The sequence below is a fragment of the Caballeronia pedi genome (genome assembly GCF_001544915.2).
In the GTDB taxonomy this organism is placed as follows: Bacteria; Pseudomonadota; Gammaproteobacteria; order Burkholderiales; family Burkholderiaceae; genus Caballeronia; species Caballeronia pedi.
The window spans coordinates 25,782-42,797 of sequence record NZ_FCOE02000018.1 but is presented as its reverse complement, the minus strand read 5'-3'; the positions used below and the strand labels follow the sequence as shown (position 1 = coordinate 42,797).

Here is a 17,016-nt window from a genome sequence, read left to right as displayed (position 1 = left end):
CTGCCTCCTTCGGGACGCAGGCTTTTTGCATTTCCGGGCCGCACGCGGGACATGCCGAGGTTGCCTGGTTCGATCCAAAGCCCTGATTGCACGCGCCTCTAAAAGCCGTTATAGTTTTTGAATGAATTTTTCCCCGTTCCCCTTCTCGCTGTTCCCGGCAGGTGCGTCGCTACGCGCACTATCGCTGCTAGCGCGCCTACCGCGCTGATTCGTCTCGCCTCCCGTCTGCTCGTCTAGCCAGGTTTTCGACGCCAGCGGTGGCGCGAACACCCGAATTCCCTTTTGCCTGATCGTTTTCCACCCAACAATCGATAAATCTCCCCACAGGAGCCCAGCATGGCAGCAGACAAGTTGATCATTTTCGACACGACCTTGCGCGATGGCGAGCAGTCCCCCGGCGCGTCGATGACGAAGGAAGAGAAGATCCGCATCGCGAAGCAACTGGAGCGCATGAAGGTCGACGTGATCGAGGCGGGCTTCGCCGCCAGTTCGAACGGCGATTTCGACGCGATCAACACGATCGCGTCGCTCGTGAAGGACAGCACGGTCTGCTCGCTGGCCCGCGCGAACGACAAAGACATCCAGCGCGCCGCCGATGCGCTGAAGCCGGCGAACCAGTTCCGCATCCACACGTTCATCGCCACTTCGGCGCTGCACATGGAAAAGAAGCTGCGTATGACGCCGGAGCAGGTCTACGAGCAGGCGCGCCTCGCGGTGCGTTTCGCGCGCAAGTTCACCGATGACGTCGAGTTCTCGCCGGAAGACGGCAGCCGCTCGGATATCGATTTCCTCTGCCGCGTGCTCGAAGGTGTCATCGAAGAAGGCGCGCGCACCATCAACATCACGGATACGGTCGGCTACGGGATTCCGGAACATTACGGCAATCTCGTCAAGACGCTGCGCGAGCGCGTGCCCAATTCCGACAAGGCCATCTGGTCGGTTCACTGCCACGACGACCTCGGCCTCGCGGTCGCGAATTCGCTTGCGGGCGTGCAGATCGGCGGCGCGCGTCAGGTCGAATGCACCATCAACGGTCTCGGCGAGCGCGCGGGCAACACCTCGCTCGAAGAAATCGTGATGGCCGTGAAGACGCGCAAGGACTACTTCGGGCTCGATGTCGGCGTCGATACGACGCAGATCGTGCCCACGTCGAAGCTCGTCTCGCAGATCACCGGCTTCGTCGTGCAGCCGAACAAGGCGGTGGTCGGTGCGAATGCCTTCGCGCACGCGTCGGGCATCCATCAGGACGGCGTGCTGAAGGCGCGCGACACCTACGAAATCATGCGCGCGGAAGACGTGGGCTGGGCCGCGAACAAGATCGTGCTCGGCAAGCTGTCGGGCCGTAACGCGTTCAAGCAGCGTCTGGAAGAACTCGGCGTGACGCTCGAATCCGAAGCCGATGTCAACGCCGCATTCGCGCGCTTCAAGGATCTCGCCGACCGCAAGGCCGAAATCTTCGACGAAGACATCATGCAGATCGTCTCCGAGGAATCCGCCGAGGCGCAGGCGAAGGAACACTTCCGCTTCGTATCGATGAAGCAGCATTCGGAGACCGGCGAGCAGCCGCAAGCGAAGGTCGTGTTCGCGGTGGAAGGCAACGAAGTCACGGGCGAGGCGGGCGGCAACGGTCCCGTCGATGCCACGCTGCACGCGATCGAATCGAAGGTGTCGAGCGGCGCGGAACTCGTGCTGTATTCGGTGAACGCGATCACGACCGGCACGCAGGCGCAGGGCGAAGTGACCGTGCGTCTGTCGAAGAGCGGGCGCATCGTGAACGGCGTGGGCACCGATCCGGATATCGTCGCGGCATCGGCGAAGGCTTACATCGCCGCATTGAACAAGCTGCATTCGAAGGTCGAGAAGCTCAATCCGCAGCTTTGATGTTCGAACGCGGTTTCGTTTGAAACGCAACAGCCCTCGCGAGAGGGCTTTTTGCATGGCGCGGCGCGGATCTCGTCAGAACAGATTGCGCCGGTCGGGATCGTGCAGCGGGTCGGGTGTCTTCTGCGTCATGCGCAGAATGCCCTGATCGTCGAAATAGAAGTTGTACATCAGATACCAGATGTTCGCTTCCATGTAGCGATAGGTCCAGACTTCGCGCTTCATCAGCGGAAAGTACGAAGTCTCCACCGGGCGCCCGAAGTTCACGAGCACGTCCTTTCTCGTCCACGTACCGATCTGCGCCTTGTAGAACTCGTTTTCATCGAGCACCTGCCTGACGCTGACGATCCGGCCGGACGCGTCGATATCGGCGGCGGTGGTGAATTCGCCGAGCGGCTGTGTCGGCCACATCAGGCGCTTGCCGCCGTTGGGCAGATCGTAGACTTCGCGCGGCGGCCCAAGGCGGGTCGTGATTGTCGATGCATCCGCGCCGGTCTGATAGTTCTGCCACGGCTGCGCGCAGGCCGTGAGCAGCAGCGCGACGCCCGCGCCCGCGAGCGCGCCGCGCAGACGGTTCAATGAGTGCAGCATGGTAGCCTCCACGTGCTGGATCGTTCGATGTTTCCCGTGATTTTGACACGCGCGCGCGGCAAAACATTCGCCATGACGTCGCGGCATTCGAGCCGATGTGTCGGCAATGCCGGACTTGCGCGGCGAACGCGCCGCGGCCTATGATCCGCGCTTTCGGTGGATCGACGCAAACCCATGAAGAAACGAATCAGCGTGCGCGCGACGCGATGGCTGCGCTCCGTGGCATCGGCGTGTCTGGCAGTGTCCCTGACGGCGAATGCGGCCGATCTGCCGCCCATCAAGCTCGCGCTGATCGAGGGCATGTCCGGCCCGTTCGCGAATGCCGGCGCGATGGTCGAGCGCAATCTGCGCTTCGGCGTGGAGCGCGTGAACGCGCAGGGCGGCGTGAAGCTCGCCGACGGCGTGCATCCGCTGCAACTCGTCGTGCTCGACGGCCGTGGCAGCAGCGAGGCGAGTCTCGTGCAACTGCGCGCGGCGATCGACGAGAAGATCGGCTTCATCATGCAGGGGAACAGTTCGGCGGTGGCGGCGGCGCTCGTCGCGGCGGTCGACAGGCAGAACGCGCGCGAGCCCGACCGGCGCGTGATGTTCCTCAACTATTCCGCCGACGATCCCGCGCTCACCAACGACGCGTGCAGCTTCTGGCACTTCCGCTTCGACGCCCACGCCGGCATGCGCATGGACGCGCTCGCCGATGCGCTGAAAGACGATCGCGCGGTGAAGAAGGTGTATCTGCTGAATCAGGATTACAGCTTCGGCCACGACGTGAGCCGCGAGGCGCAGCGCGCGCTGAAGGAGCGGCGGGCGGATGTCGCGATCGCGGGCGACGAGTTTCATCCGATCGGCCGGGTGAAGGATTTCGCGCCCTATATCGCGAAAATCCGTGCGAGCGGGGCGGACGCCGTGATCACTGGCAACTGGGGCAACGATCTCACGCTGCTCGTGAAAGCGGCGCGCGAGCAAGGCCTCGACACGAAGTTCTATACGTTCTACGGAAACAGTCTGGGCGCGCCCGCAGCGCTCGGCGATGCGGGCGTGAAACGCGTGATCGCGGTGGCGGACTGGCATCCGAACGCGGGCGGCGCGGCATCCGACGCGTACTATCGCGCCTTTCGCGCCCGTTATCCGGCCGCCGCGGACGACTATCTGGTGGCGCGCATGCCGCTGATGATCGAGATGCTCGCCGCCGCGATGACGCGCGCCGGCAGCGCGGACCCGCTCGCGGTGGCGCGCGCGCTGGAAGGCATGAAGTTCGACGGCGAAGGTTTCCACGCGATGACCATGCGCGCCGACGATCATCAGGTGATCCAGCCCCTTTATGTCATGGAGATGGACAAGGCGGGCACGAAGGGCGTGGGTATCGACAACGAAGGCTCCGGCTACGGCTTTCGCACGCTGCTCGCCGTCGCCGCCGACAAGACTGTTCAGCCGACGACCTGCAGGATGACGCGGCCGGCCCGCTAGGCGTCGGCGGCGCGCCGGAACTGCGTCTCCAACGGTGCGCGCTGTGCTATACTTCGCGCTTCGTCTTTGGTTTGGCCGAAGCGAAATCCGAAACTGGTAAATCCACGGCACGGCCTTTCTTCCGTGACCGCCTGTCTGTATCAAAGGAAAAGCAAATGTCCGTAGCAGAAGTCAAGAAATCCGATATCGTCGCTGAATACGCGCGCGGCGCCAACGACACCGGCTCCCCCGAAGTGCAGGTCGCACTGCTCACGAGCCGCATCAACGAACTGACCGTCCACTTCAAAGCGCACTCGAAGGATCACCATAGCCGCCGCGGCCTGCTGCGCATGGTGAGCCGTCGTCGCAAGCTGCTCGACTACCTGAAGGGCAAGGATGCGGATCGTTATCGCTCGCTGATCGAGAAGCTGGGTCTGCGCAAGTAATTGGCGCCAAGCGGCCAGCGTTCCAACGAAGTGCCTGTGTCAGTCCGCTGATACAGGCATTTTGTTTTTGTACGTTCCGGCCGTGAAGTGGTGCCCGATCGTATTTCCCGGCGGTCGGCCCATCGTAGTCGGTTTTCGGCGGGTCATAGGCTTTACCCGGATGCATTGTCCGGTTCGACACCCGGTCCGGCCTCGCGGCAGAGCTTTGTGTCATTCCATCGCGGCGCGTGCCGCGCACGTTGGGCAGGCCCCGCGCTGGAATGGCATAACACACCTCTCAAGCGTGGCTCGCGACCGCCCCAGCCAGCGCCAGATGAAGCGGCGCGGCGCAACGAAGAAGGAGTCACAATGTTCAATAAAATCGTCAAAGAATTTAAGTGGGGACAGCACAATGTCCGCCTGGAAACGGGTGAGATCGCTCGTCAGGCAAGCGGCGCGGTGATCGTCGATGTCGAAGACACCGTCGTGCTCGCCACTGTCGTCGGCGCAAAGACCGCCAAGCCGGGCCAGGATTTCTTCCCGCTGACCGTCGATTACCTCGAAAAGACCTACGCCGCCGGCAAGATTCCGGGCGGCTTCTTCCGCCGCGAAGGCCGTCCGTCGGAAGGCGAGACGCTGATCTCGCGCCTGATCGACCGCCCGCTGCGTCCGCTTTTCCCGGAAGGCTTCTATAACGAAGTGCAGGTCGTGATCCACGTCCTGTCGCTGAACCCGGATATTCCGGCGGACATTCCCGCACTGATCGGCGCATCCGCTGCGCTGGCCGTGTCGGGCCTGCCGTTCAACGGTCCGGTCGGCGCCGCGCGCGTTGCCTACATCAACAACGAGTACGTGCTGAACCCGACGCGTCCGCAGATGAAGGAATCGGCGCTCGATCTGATCGTCGCCGGCACCGAGCGCGCCGTGCTGATGGTGGAGTCGGAAGCGCAGCAACTGAGCGAAGAAGTGATGCTCGGCGGCGTCGTGTTCGGCCACGAGCAGATGCAGACGGCCATCGACGCGATTCACGAACTCGTTCGCGAAGGCGGCAAGCCGGAATGGGACTGGGCGCCGGCGGCGAAGAACGAAACGCTGATCGGCCGCGTGACGGAACTCGCGCAAGCCGAGCTGCTCGCCGCGTACCAGTTGCGCAACAAGCAGGCGCGTTCGACCAAGCTGAAGGAAGTCTACGCAGCGACCTCCGCAGCCCTCGAGCAGGAAGCCGCGGCATCGGGCTCGGTCGCCGCCGACAAGGCAACCGTCGGCAACGTCCTGTTCGACATCGAAGCGAAGATCGTTCGCTCGCAGATCCTGAACGGCGAGCCGCGCATCGACGGCCGCGACACGCGCACGGTCCGCCCGATCGAAATCCGCACGGGCGTCCTGCCGCGTACGCACGGCTCGGCGCTCTTCACGCGCGGCGAAACGCAGGCGCTGGTCGTCGCGACGCTCGGCACGAAGGGCGATGAGCAGAACATCGACGCGCTCGAAGGCGAATACCGCGAGCGCTTCATGCTCCACTACAACATGCCCCCGTTCGCGACCGGCGAAACGGGCCGCGTCGGTTCGCCGAAGCGTCGTGAAATCGGTCACGGCCGTCTGGCGAAGCGCGCGCTCGCCGCGTGCCTGCCGAGCGCCGACGAATTCGGCTACTCGATCCGCGTCGTGTCGGAAATCACGGAATCGAACGGTTCGTCGTCGATGGCTTCGGTCTGCGGCGGCTGCCTCGCGCTGATGGACGCCGGCGTGCCGATGAAGGCGCACGTCGCGGGCATCGCGATGGGCCTGATCCTCGAAGGCAACAAGTTCGCGGTTCTGACCGACATCCTCGGCGACGAAGATCACCTCGGCGACATGGACTTCAAGGTGGCCGGCACGGCGCAAGGCGTGACCGCGCTGCAGATGGACATCAAGATCCAGGGCATCACCAAGGAAATCATGCAGGTCGCGCTCGCGCAGGCGAAGGAAGGCCGCATGCACATCCTCGGCAAGATGACCGCCGCCGTGCCGACCACCAACACGGAGCTGTCGGACTACGCGCCGCGCATGATCACCATCAAGATCAATCCGGAAAAGATCCGCGACGTGATCGGCAAGGGCGGTTCGGTGATTCGCGCGCTGACGGAAGAAACCGGCACGACCATCGACATTTCGGACGACGGCGTCGTGACGATCGCGAGCACGAGCGCCGAAGGCATGGCCGACGCGAAGAAGCGCATCGAGAACATCACGGCTGAAGTGGAAGTGGGTCAGGTCTACGAAGGTCCGGTGCTCAAGCTGCTCGACTTCGGCGCGATCGTGAACATCCTGCCGGGCAAGGACGGTCTGCTGCACATCTCCGAGATCGTCAACGAGCGCGTGAAGGACATCAACGACTATCTGAAGGAAGGCCAGATCGTGCGGGTCAAGGTCATCCAGACGGACGAAAAGGGTCGTGTGCGTCTGTCGGCGAAGGCGCTTCTGAACGAAGGCGCGCAACAGGCGGAACCCACGCACCCGCAGCAGTAATGCGGTAATGTGTAAACGGCCGGCCCGCTGATGCGAGCCGGCCGTTTTCATGTATGACGCTTCGGACGCTATGCGTTGTCCGACGCGTCATCGGACTCGATGGCAGTGCGGAGCGTGGATCACTCCGAGCGCGCGCAGTGCCATCCGGTTCGAATGCACACCGACTCCGGTCGGCACAGGGAGAGGATATGAAGGCCATCGAAATCACCGAGTTTGGCGCACCCGAAGTCCTGAAGCTGGGCGAACGTCCGACGCCTGCGCCGGGCAAGTGCGAGGTGTTGATCAAGGTGGCCGCTTCCGGCGTGAACCGGCCAGACGTCTTCCAGCGCAAGGGCGCATACGCGCCGCCGCCGGGCGCGTCGGATTTGCCGGGGCTGGAGGTCGCGGGTGAAATCGTCGATGGCGATTTCGATCCCAGGCACAACCCGTTCGGTCTGAAAAAAGGCGATCGCGTGTGCGCGCTGCTCGCAGGCGGCGGCTATGCCGAGTACGCGGTGGCGCCGCTCGAACAATGTCTGCCGGTGCCGAAGGGTTTGTCGGATATCGAGGCCGCGTCGCTGCCGGAGACGTTCTTCACCGTATGGAGCAATGTCTTCGAGCGTGGTCAGCTGGGCGCGGGCGAGAACGGCGAGGAAGAGACGCTGCTCGTGCAGGGCGGATCGAGCGGCATCGGCGTGACGGCGATTCAGATCGCGAAGGCGCTCGGTTTCCGCGTGTTCGCCACCGCCGGCACCGATGAAAAGTGCCGCGCGTGCGAAGCGCTCGGCGCGGAGCGCGCGATCAACTACAAGACGGAGGATTTCGTCGAAGTGGTGAAGTCGCTGACGAACGACCGTGGCGTGGACGTGATTCTCGACATGGTCGCGGGCGATTACCTGCAGCGCGAACTCAAGTCGCTGGCGGACGGCGGACGCATCTGCGTGATCGCGCTGCTCGGCGGCGCCAAGGCGGAGATCAATCTGAACGACGTGCTGCGTCGCCGGCTGGTCATCACCGGGTCGACTTTGCGTCCGCGTCCCGTCGCGTTCAAGGCGAAGCTCGCGGCGAAGCTGAAGGAGCGCGTCTGGCCGGAAATCGAGGCGGGGCGCATCAAGCCGGTGATCCATCAGGTTTTCCCGGCGCACGACGCCGCCGCCGCGCACGCGCTCATGGAAAGCAGCACGCATGTCGGCAAGATCGTGCTGGACTGGCGCGAGGATGCCTGATATTTCGCGCACGTCGTGGTATTTCATGTCGCGACACGGTTTTGACGGTTTGACCGGTTTTGTCGTAACACAGTAAAATCATCTGTTTTGCAAGCGGTTTGCAGTTCGTAGCGGCTTCACTTCTATAACATGGCGGCTCTCGAAAGCCGTCGCCGACTGACGAGACATATGTCCAGAGAACGAGCGAAACTGGTGGTGGGCAACTGGAAGATGCACGGCCGCATCGGTGACAATGCGACCCTGCTGACCGAAGTCGCCGCAGGCGCATCGGCTTTGCAAAAGGGCGTGCGCGTAGGCGTGTGCGTGCCGTGTCCGTATCTTGCGCAATCGCAGGCGCTCTTGAGCGGCTCGGTCGTGCAGTGGGGCATCCAGGACGTGTCCGCGCATGCGGGCGGGGCATTCACCGGCGAAGTCGCGGCGGAAATGGCGGCGGATTTCGGCGTCACTTACGCGATCGTCGGTCATTCGGAGCGACGCGCGTATCATCGCGAAAGTCCGGAGATCGTTGCGGCGAAAGCGCAGCGCGTGATCGAAGCGGGACTCACGCCGATCGTCTGTGTCGGCGAGACGCTCGACGAGCGTGAAGCCGGTACGACCGAACAGGTCATCGGCACCCAGCTCGACGCCGTTCTGCAGGTGCTGACGGAAGAACAGGCGGCGGGCATCGTGGTCGCCTACGAACCGGTCTGGGCCATCGGCACGGGAAAGACCGCGCGTCCGGGCCAGGCGCAGGACGTTCATGCATTCCTGCGCCGCAAGCTGCTGGAGAAGGGCGCAACAGTCGCGAACGTGCCGCTTCTGTACGGTGGCAGCGTCAAGCCCGAGAATGCGGAAGAGCTGTTCGGGCAAAAGGATATCGACGGCGGGCTGATCGGCGGCGCGTCGTTGAAGTCGAAGGATTTTCTGGCGATCTGCAGGGCAGCGCAAACCGTGCTGCACTGAGCGGCGGCCGGGAAGCAGGCAGGGCAAGCGAAAGAGCATAGTGCGACACGAAGGTGTCACGGAATTATCAGGAATCGGGTGAGTTGAAATGCTGTATTTGAAGACATTGATTATCGTTGTCCAGTTGCTGTCGGCGTTGGGCGTTATCGGCCTCGTGCTGCTCCAGCACGGCAAGGGCGCGGACATGGGCGCGGCGTTCGGCAGCGGTGCGTCGGGAAGTCTCTTCGGTGCGACGGGTTCGGCCAACTTTCTGTCGCGCACCACGGCGGTTCTGGCCGCGGTTTTTTTCGTGACGACGCTGACGCTGACCTACTTCGGCAGCTACAAGCCGCAGACTTCGGCAGGCGTGCTGGGCGCGGGTCCTGTGCCGGCATCGGCGCCGGCGGCAGGCGCATCGGCGGCTGCGGCACCGACTTCCGCGCCGGTCGCATCGTCCGCGCCGGGCGCCGACGTGCCTAAATAACGACAGAACGAATTTTTCGCAGAATCTGCATTTTGTGCGTTGAACAATTCGTAGGGCCCAGTTATAATTCAAGTCTTGAAGCGATTCGCGGCAATTTAGAAGTAGTTTTCCCGGATTGCAGTACAGTGCCGACGTGGTGAAATTGGTAGACACGCTATCTTGAGGGGGTAGTGGCGAAAGCTGTGCGAGTTCGAGTCTCGCCGTCGGCACCAAAGTTATCCAATGCCAGCCGCTTGCATCGCTTCGGCTGGCATTGTCACTTCTGGAGTACCCTTACGTTTTCGCAGCATCGACATCGTCAAAGCGGGTGTCACAGTGTGCTGATATCGTGAGCGGTCCCAAGTGAATTCTCCCGCCGGGTGGTCCGTCCCGGCTGAAGGCCCCAATCAATAACAGACCACATCTACCGATCAGAGGATAGCCTTGAACCTCGCACCCTATTACCCCGTCTTCTTGTTTCTTGTAGTGGGCCTAGGTTTAGGTATTGCGTTGGTCAGCATCGGCAAGATTCTCGGTCCCAACAAGCCCGACACGGAAAAGAACGCGCCTTACGAGTGCGGCTTCGAGGCCTTCGAAGACGCGCGTATGAAGTTCGATGTGCGTTACTATCTCGTCGCGATTCTTTTCATCATTTTCGACCTTGAGACGGCGTTCCTGTTTCCGTGGGGTGTGTCCCTGCGCGATATCGGCTGGCCCGGCTTCATGGCGATGATGATTTTTCTGCTCGAATTTTTGCTCGGTTTCGCCTACATCTGGAGAAAGGGCGGACTCGACTGGGAATGACAGTTAGATCACCGGATTCATGGGCGGCTTTGGCTGGCTGCTCATCTGGAGTGGAAAACAAATGAGTATCGAAGGGGTCTTGAAGGAAGGCTTTGTCACCACCACGGCTGACAAGCTCATCAACTGGACGCGCACCGGCTCCCTGTGGCCGATGACGTTCGGTCTCGCGTGCTGCGCGGTCGAGATGATGCATGCGGGCGCCGCCCGTTACGATCTGGACCGTTTCGGCGTGGTGTTCCGCCCGAGCCCGCGCCAGTCCGACGTCATGATCGTCGCCGGGACGCTGTGCAACAAGATGGCGCCCGCGCTTCGTAAGGTGTACGACCAGATGGCCGAGCCCCGCTGGGTCATCTCGATGGGTTCGTGCGCGAACGGCGGCGGCTACTATCACTATTCGTATTCCGTCGTGCGTGGTTGCGACCGGATCGTGCCGGTCGACGTGTACGTGCCCGGTTGTCCCCCGACCGCCGAAGCCCTGGTCTACGGCGTGATCCAGTTGCAGGCGAAGATTCGCCGCACCAACACCATCGCCCGTCAGTAAGGGCCTGAGTCTCCCCAAACTATGGCAAGCAAACTCGAGACCCTCAAAGCGAACCTCGAGACGGCGTTTGGCGGCCGTCTCCAGAGCATCACCGAGTCGCTGGGTCAGGTGACGGTCGTCGTCAAGGCGGCCAACTATCTGGACGTCTGCAAGCAGCTGCGCGATGACCCGTCGCTGCGCTTCGAGCAGCTCATGGATCTCGCTGGCGTCGACTACTCGACCTACGGCGACGGCGCCTACGACGGCCCGCGTTTCGCGGCCGTGAGCCATCTTCTCTCGATCACGAACAACTGGCGCGTGCGCGTGCGCGTATTCGCTCCGGACGACGAAGTGCCGATCGTGCCTTCGGTGGTGGACATCTGGACGTCGGCGAACTGGTACGAGCGCGAAGCGTTCGACCTCTACGGCATCGTGTTCGAAGGCCACCCCGACTTGCGCCGCATTCTCACGGACTACGGCTTCATCGGTCATCCGTTCCGCAAGGACTTCCCGGTTTCGGGCTACGTCGAAATGCGCTACGACCCGGAAGAGAAGCGTGTCGTGTATCAGCCTGTGACGATCGAGCCGCGCGAAATCACGCCGCGCGTGATCCGCGAAGATCGCTATGGCGGTCTGAAACACTAAGAGAACGTCATGGCAGAGATCAAAAACTACACGCTGAACTTTGGCCCGCAGCATCCGGCAGCGCACGGCGTGCTGCGCCTCGTGCTGGAACTCGACGGCGAAGTGATCCAGCGCGCCGACCCGCACATCGGTCTGCTGCATCGCGCGACCGAAAAGCTGGCCGAAACCAAGACCTTCATTCAGTCCGTGCCGTACATGGACCGTCTCGACTACGTGTCGATGATGGTCAACGAGCACGGCTACGTGATGGCCATCGAGAAGCTGCTCGGCATCGACGTGCCGGTTCGCGCGAAGTACATCCGCGTGCTGTTCGACGAAATCACGCGCGTGCTGAACCACCTGATGTGGATCGGCTCGCACGCGCTCGACGTCGGCGCGATGGCGGTGTTCCTCTACGCGTTCCGCGAGCGTGAAGATCTGATGGACGTCTACGAGGCAGTGTCCGGCGCGCGCATGCATGCGGCGTACTACCGGCCGGGCGGCGTCTATCGCGATCTGCCGGACGCGATGCCGCAATACAAGGCGTCGAAGATCCGCAACGCGAAGGCGCTCGACAGGATGAACGAAACCCGTCAGGGCTCGTTGCTCGACTTCATCGAGGACTTCTTCAATCGCTTTCCGCATTGTGTCGACGAGTACGAAACGCTGCTCACCGATAACCGCATCTGGAAGCAGCGTCTCGTGGGTATCGGCGTCGTGAGCCCGGAGCGCGCGTTGCAAATGGGCTTGTCCGGCGCGATGCTGCGCGGCTCGGGCATCGAATGGGATTTGCGCAAGAAGCAGCCGTACGAAGTGTACGATCAGCTCGACTTCGATATCCCCGTCGGCGTGAACGGCGATTGCTACGACCGCTATCTGGTGCGCGTGGAAGAAATGCGCCAGTCGACCCGCATCGCCCAACAGTGCATTGCCTGGCTGCGCAAGAATCCTGGCCCTGTGATGGTCGATAATCACAAGGTTGCGCCGCCGTCGCGCGTGGGCATGAAGAGCAACATGGAAGAGCTGATTCACCATTTCAAGCTCTTCACCGAAGGCTTCCACGTGCCGGAAGGCGAAACGTACGCGGCGGTCGAGCATCCGAAGGGCGAGTTCGGTATCTACCTGATTTCGGATGGCGCGAACAAGCCGTATCGCCTGAAGATTCGCGCGCCGGGCTATGCGCATCTCGCATCGCTCGACGAAATGGCGCGAGGCCACATGATCGCCGACGCTGTGACGATCATCGGTACGCAAGACATCGTGTTCGGCGAGATCGATCGCTGATCTCATTCTCCGCTTGCGCGGTGCGCTGATCGGCCGCCGCGCACGGAACGCGAAAGCAATAACAGGAACCCGCAGGAACGCCAGGTCTGCCGCAATACGAAGGACGCGGCAGGTTTTCGTTCGGTAGGAATTGAAAGAGTCGTGTCTGAAAATGATCTCAGCTGAAGGCCTGAAAGAAATCGATCGCGCGGTCGCGAAATATCCCGCCGAGCAAAAGCAATCGGCGGTGATGGCGGCGCTCGCCGTCGCTCAGGAAGAGCATGGTTGGCTCTCGCCCGAACTCATGCAGTTCGTGGCCGATTACCTGAGCATGCCGCCGGTCGCGGTGCAGGAAGTCGCGACGTTCTACACCATGTACCAGCTGAAGCCGGTCGGTAAGCACAAGATCACGCTCTGCACGAACCTGCCTTGCCAGCTCGGTCCGGACGGCGGTTCGGACAGCGCGGCCGACTATCTCAAGCAGAAGCTTGGAATCGATTTCGGTGAGACCACCGCGGACGGCAAGTTCACGTTAAAGGAAGGCGAGTGCTTCGGCGCGTGCGGCGACGCACCCGTGATGCTCGTGAACAACCATCGCATGTGCAGCTTCATGAGCCGCGAGAAGATCGACCAGCTGATCGAGGACCTTTCGAAATGACGTCACTCCACGATCGTCACATCAAGCCGCTGATCCTCGCCGGCCTCAACGGCGAGAACTGGCATCTCGAAGACTACGTTGCGCGCGGCGGCTACAAGCAGCTGCGCCGCATCCTGGAAGAAAAGATTCCGGCCGAGCAGGTGATTGCCGACGTCAAGGCGTCGGGTCTGCGCGGACGCGGCGGCGCGGGCTTCCCGACCGGCCTGAAGTGGAGCTTCATGCCGCGTCAGTTCCCGGGGCAGAAATACCTCGTCTGCAACTCGGACGAAGGCGAGCCGGGCACGTTCAAGGATCGCGACATCCTGCGCTGGAATCCGCACGCGCTGATCGAAGGCATGGCCATCGGCGCGTACGCGATGGGCATCACCGTCGGCTACAACTACATCCACGGCGAGATTTTCGAAGTCTACAAGGTGTTCGAAGCGGCGCTCGAAGAAGCGCGCGCGGCCGGCTATCTCGGCGCGAACATCCTGGGCTCCGGCTTCTCGTTCGAGCTGTATGCGCATCATGGCTACGGCGCGTACATCTGCGGTGAAGAAACCGCTCTGCTCGAATCGCTGGAAGGCAAGAAAGGCCAGCCGCGCTTCAAGCCGCCGTTCCCGGCGAGCTTCGGCGTGTACGGCAAGCCGACCACGATCAACAACACCGAGACCTTCGCGGCGGTGCCGTTCCTGCTGGAAATCGGCCCGCAGAATTATCTCGAGCTCGGCAAGCCGAACAACGGCGGCACGAAGATCTTCTCCGTGTCGGGCGACGTCAATCGTCCGGGCAACTACGAGGTCCCGCTCGGCACGCCGTTCTCCACATTGATGGAACTGGCGGGCGGCGTGCGCGGCAAGTCGGTCAAGGCGGTGATTCCGGGTGGCTCGTCCGCGCCGGTCGTGCCGGGCGACATGATGCTCGCCACCGACATGGACTACGATTCGATCGCGAAGGCAGGCTCGATGCTGGGCTCCGGCGCGGTGATCGTGATGAACGAAACGCGCTGCATGGTGCGCTCGCTGCTGCGTCTGTCGTACTTCTACTATGAAGAGTCGTGCGGCCAGTGCACGCCGTGCCGCGAGGGCACCGGCTGGCTGTATCGCGTGGTGCATCGCATCGAGCACGGCCTCGGCCGCAAGGAAGATCTGGATCTGCTGAACTCGGTCGCCGAAAACATCATGGGCCGCACGATCTGCGCGCTCGGCGATGCGGCGGCGATGCCCGTGCGCGGCATGCTCAAGCACTTCTGGGACGAATTCGAATATCACGTCGAGCACAAGCACTGTCTCGTCGGCGGACACGCGCATCACGCGGCGTCCGAAGCGCTTACCGCGTAATCAGGCGCGCAGTCCGTTGCGCGACAGAGGGTTGAGGATATCTATCCATCATGGTTGAACTAGAAATTGACGGCAAGACGGTCGAGGTGCCTGAAGGCAGCATGGTGATCCAGGCTGCGCACAAGGTCGATACGTACATCCCTCACTTTTGCTATCACAAGAAGCTGTCGATCGCGGCGAACTGCCGGATGTGCCTCGTTGAAGTCGAAAAGATGCCGAAGGCCGTTCCCGCCTGCGCGACGCCCGTGTCGGCCGGCATGATCGTGCGCACCACCTCCGACAAGGCCGTGAAGGCGCAGCAGTCGGTGATGGAATTCCTGCTGATCAACCACCCGCTCGATTGCCCGATCTGCGATCAGGGCGGCGAGTGCCAGTTGCAGGATCTGGCCGTCGGTTACGGCAAGTCGCAGTCGCGCTATAGCGAAGAGAAGCGCGTGGTGTTCCACAAGAACGTCGGCCCGCTCATTTCGATGGAAGAGATGTCGCGCTGCATCCACTGCACGCGCTGCGTGCGCTTCGGCCAGGAAGTCGCCGGCGTGATGGAGCTCGGCATGCTGGGCCGCGGCGAGCATTCGGAAATCACGTCGTTCGTCGGCAAGACGGTGGATTCGGAACTGTCGGGCAACATGATCGACCTGTGCCCGGTCGGCGCACTGACGAGCAAGCCGTTCCGCTACAGCGCGCGTACGTGGGAACTGTCGCGCCGCAAGTCGGTGAGCCCGCACGATTCCGTCGGCGCGAACCTCGTCGTGCAGGTGAAGAACAATCGCGTGATGCGCGTTCTGCCGATGGAAAACGAAGCCATCAACGAATGCTGGATCTCGGACAAGGATCGCTTCTCGTACGAAGGCCTGAACAGCGACGAGCGTCTCACCACGCCGATGCTCAAGCAAGGCGGCAACTGGATCGAAACCGACTGGCAGACCGCGCTCGAATACGTGGCGAAGGGCCTGAAGGGCATCAAGGCGGATCATGGCGCGAACGCCATCGCCGCGCTCGCCACGCCGCACAGCACGGTCGAAGAGCTGCATCTGCTCAAGCAACTGGCTGAAGGCGTCGGCACGCCGAACGTCGATTTCCGTCTGCGTCAGACCGATTTCTCCGCGCCGGTGGGCGTCGGTGCGCCGTGGCTCGGCACGAAGATCGCGGATCTGTCGATGATCGACACCGCGTTCGTGATCGGCTCGTTCCTGCGCCGCGATCATCCGCTGTTCGCCGCGCGTCTGCGTCAGGCAGCGAAGAGCGGCGCGAAGATCACGTTCCTGAACGCCAGCAACGACGACTCGCTGATCCCGACCGCGCATCGCCTGGTCGCCGCGCCGTCGGCGTGGCTCGATCAGCTCGCGGGTATCGCGGCGGCGGTCGCCGAAGCGCGCGGCGTCGCGCTGCCGGACGCGTTCGCGGGTCGCGACGTGTCGGCTGCGGCCAAGGATGTCGCGGCATCGCTGTCGGCGGGCGAGAAGCGCGTCGTGCTGATCGGCAACGTCGCGGTTCAGCATCCGGACTTTGCACAGATTCAGGCGGCGGCCCAGTGGATCGCCGACAATACCGGCGCGACGCTCGGCTTCCTCACGGAAGGCGCGAACTCGGTCGGCGCGCATCTCGTCGATGCATTGCCGGGCGAGGGCGGTCTCAACGCACGCGAAGTGTTCGAGCAGCCGCGCAAGGGCTATGTGCTCGTCAACGCCGAACCGGAATTCGACACAGCCAATCCGGCGCAAGCCATCGCCGCGCTCAAGGCAGCGGAAATGGTCGTCGTGATGTCGCCGTTCAAGCACGGCATGGACTACGCGGACGTGCTGCTGCCGATCGCGCCGTACACGGAAACGTCGGGCACGTTCGTCAACGCGGAAGGCACGGCACAGTCGTTCAACGGCGTCGTGCGCGCACTCGGCGACACGCGTCCGGGCTGGAAGGTTTTGCGCGTGCTGGGCACGATCCTCGGCTTGCCGGGCTTCGAATTCGACACGGCTGAAGAAGTGCGCGCCGCGGCGCTCGGTACGGGCGAGCTGAGCGCGCGTCTGTCGAACAAGACCACGGTGGCGGCGAAGCGCGCTGCATCGAACGTCGCGCTGAACGGCAGTGGCCTGCAACGTCTCGCCGACGTGCCGATCTACCACGCCGACGCGCTCGTGCGCCGCGCGCCGTCGCTGCATCTGACGGCGGCCGCACGCGATGCGAACGTGGCGGGTCTGCCGACCTCGCTCTTCGACAAGCTCGGCCTGAAGGACGGCGAAGCGGTGCGTATCAAGCAAGGCAACCTGTCGGTGACGCTGCCCGCGGTCCGCGATGCGAATCTCGCGGAATCGGTGGTCCGCGTGTCGGCGGGCACGACGGCTGGCGCCGCGCTCGGCGGCCTGTTCGGTGAACTGGTAGTGGAGAAGGCGTAAA

General features: G+C 62.9%; 15 protein-coding genes and 1 tRNA gene. 15 read left to right on the top strand and 1 reads right to left on the bottom strand.

The genetic code is table 11. The features are described 5' to 3' along the window. Positions 1–336 precede the first annotated feature (336 nt). Complete coding sequence (locus AWB80_RS24400) at positions 337–1,881, top strand: 2-isopropylmalate synthase (protein WP_061177231.1); 1,545 nt, start codon at positions 337–339, stop codon at positions 1,879–1,881. Positions 1,882–1,956: 75 nt separating this feature from the next. Here AWB80_RS24400 and AWB80_RS24395 read toward each other — a convergent pair whose 3' ends face one another. Then, a complete protein-coding gene (locus AWB80_RS24395) occupies positions 1,957–2,472 on the bottom strand; it encodes a hypothetical protein (RefSeq protein WP_061177230.1) in 516 nt (171 codons plus the stop codon). A gap of 174 nt (positions 2,473–2,646) precedes the next feature. Between AWB80_RS24395 and AWB80_RS24390 the strand changes: the two genes are divergently transcribed. From AWB80_RS24390 to nuoG, 14 genes are all read left to right on the top strand, one after another. After that, positions 2,647–3,936 (top strand): branched-chain amino acid ABC transporter substrate-binding protein, encoded by a 1,290-nt coding sequence (locus AWB80_RS24390; protein WP_061177229.1) that lies wholly within the window; start codon positions 2,647–2,649, stop codon positions 3,934–3,936. Between the two features lie 155 nt (positions 3,937–4,091). Next, on the top strand, positions 4,092–4,361 hold the full coding sequence (rpsO, locus tag AWB80_RS24385; protein WP_061177228.1) for a 30S ribosomal protein S15: 270 nt from the start codon (positions 4,092–4,094) through the stop codon (positions 4,359–4,361). Between the two features lie 348 nt (positions 4,362–4,709). Continuing rightward, entirely contained in the window at positions 4,710–6,848 is a 2,139-nt protein-coding gene (gene pnp / locus AWB80_RS24380; protein ID WP_061177227.1) for a polyribonucleotide nucleotidyltransferase, read from the top strand. A gap of 188 nt (positions 6,849–7,036) precedes the next feature. Then, positions 7,037–8,053, top strand: a complete 1,017-nt coding sequence (locus AWB80_RS24375; protein WP_061177226.1) for an NAD(P)H-quinone oxidoreductase — start codon at positions 7,037–7,039, stop codon at positions 8,051–8,053. Positions 8,054–8,221: 168 nt separating this feature from the next. After that, a complete protein-coding gene (gene tpiA / locus AWB80_RS24370) occupies positions 8,222–8,995 on the top strand; it encodes a triose-phosphate isomerase (protein ID WP_061177331.1) in 774 nt (257 codons plus the stop codon). An 88-nt stretch (positions 8,996–9,083) separates the two neighbouring features. Next, positions 9,084–9,458, top strand: coding sequence for a preprotein translocase subunit SecG (secG, locus tag AWB80_RS24365; protein WP_061177225.1), 375 nt, complete (start codon positions 9,084–9,086; stop codon positions 9,456–9,458). A gap of 127 nt (positions 9,459–9,585) precedes the next feature. After that, positions 9,586–9,670 (top strand) — tRNA-Leu (locus AWB80_RS24360). Between the two features lie 211 nt (positions 9,671–9,881). After that, positions 9,882–10,241 carry an NADH-quinone oxidoreductase subunit A gene (locus AWB80_RS24355; protein ID WP_061177224.1) on the top strand — a complete coding sequence of 120 codons (360 nt, stop codon included), beginning with the start codon at positions 9,882–9,884 and terminating at the stop codon, positions 10,239–10,241. A gap of 61 nt (positions 10,242–10,302) precedes the next feature. Continuing rightward, positions 10,303–10,782: a NuoB/complex I 20 kDa subunit family protein gene (locus AWB80_RS24350; RefSeq protein ID WP_006052903.1), complete on the top strand. Its 480-nt coding sequence runs from the start codon at positions 10,303–10,305 to the stop codon at positions 10,780–10,782. Positions 10,783–10,803: 21 nt separating this feature from the next. Beyond that, positions 10,804–11,406 carry an NADH-quinone oxidoreductase subunit C gene (locus tag AWB80_RS24345; protein WP_061177223.1) on the top strand — a complete coding sequence of 201 codons (603 nt, stop codon included), beginning with the start codon at positions 10,804–10,806 and terminating at the stop codon, positions 11,404–11,406. 9 nt (positions 11,407–11,415) lie between these two features. Next, positions 11,416–12,669, top strand: a complete 1,254-nt coding sequence (locus AWB80_RS24340; RefSeq protein WP_061177222.1) for an NADH-quinone oxidoreductase subunit D — start codon at positions 11,416–11,418, stop codon at positions 12,667–12,669. Between the two features lie 151 nt (positions 12,670–12,820). After that, positions 12,821–13,306: an NADH-quinone oxidoreductase subunit NuoE gene (gene nuoE / locus AWB80_RS24335; protein ID WP_061177221.1), complete on the top strand. Its 486-nt coding sequence runs from the start codon at positions 12,821–12,823 to the stop codon at positions 13,304–13,306. Then, complete coding sequence (gene nuoF / locus AWB80_RS24330) at positions 13,303–14,625, top strand: NADH-quinone oxidoreductase subunit NuoF (RefSeq protein WP_061177220.1); 1,323 nt, start codon at positions 13,303–13,305, stop codon at positions 14,623–14,625. The genes nuoE and nuoF overlap by 4 nt, the downstream gene beginning before the upstream one ends. 50 nt (positions 14,626–14,675) lie before the next feature. Then, positions 14,676–17,015 (top strand): NADH-quinone oxidoreductase subunit NuoG, encoded by a 2,340-nt coding sequence (nuoG, locus tag AWB80_RS24325; RefSeq protein WP_061177219.1) that lies wholly within the window; start codon positions 14,676–14,678, stop codon positions 17,013–17,015. Position 17,016 lies beyond the last annotated feature (1 nt).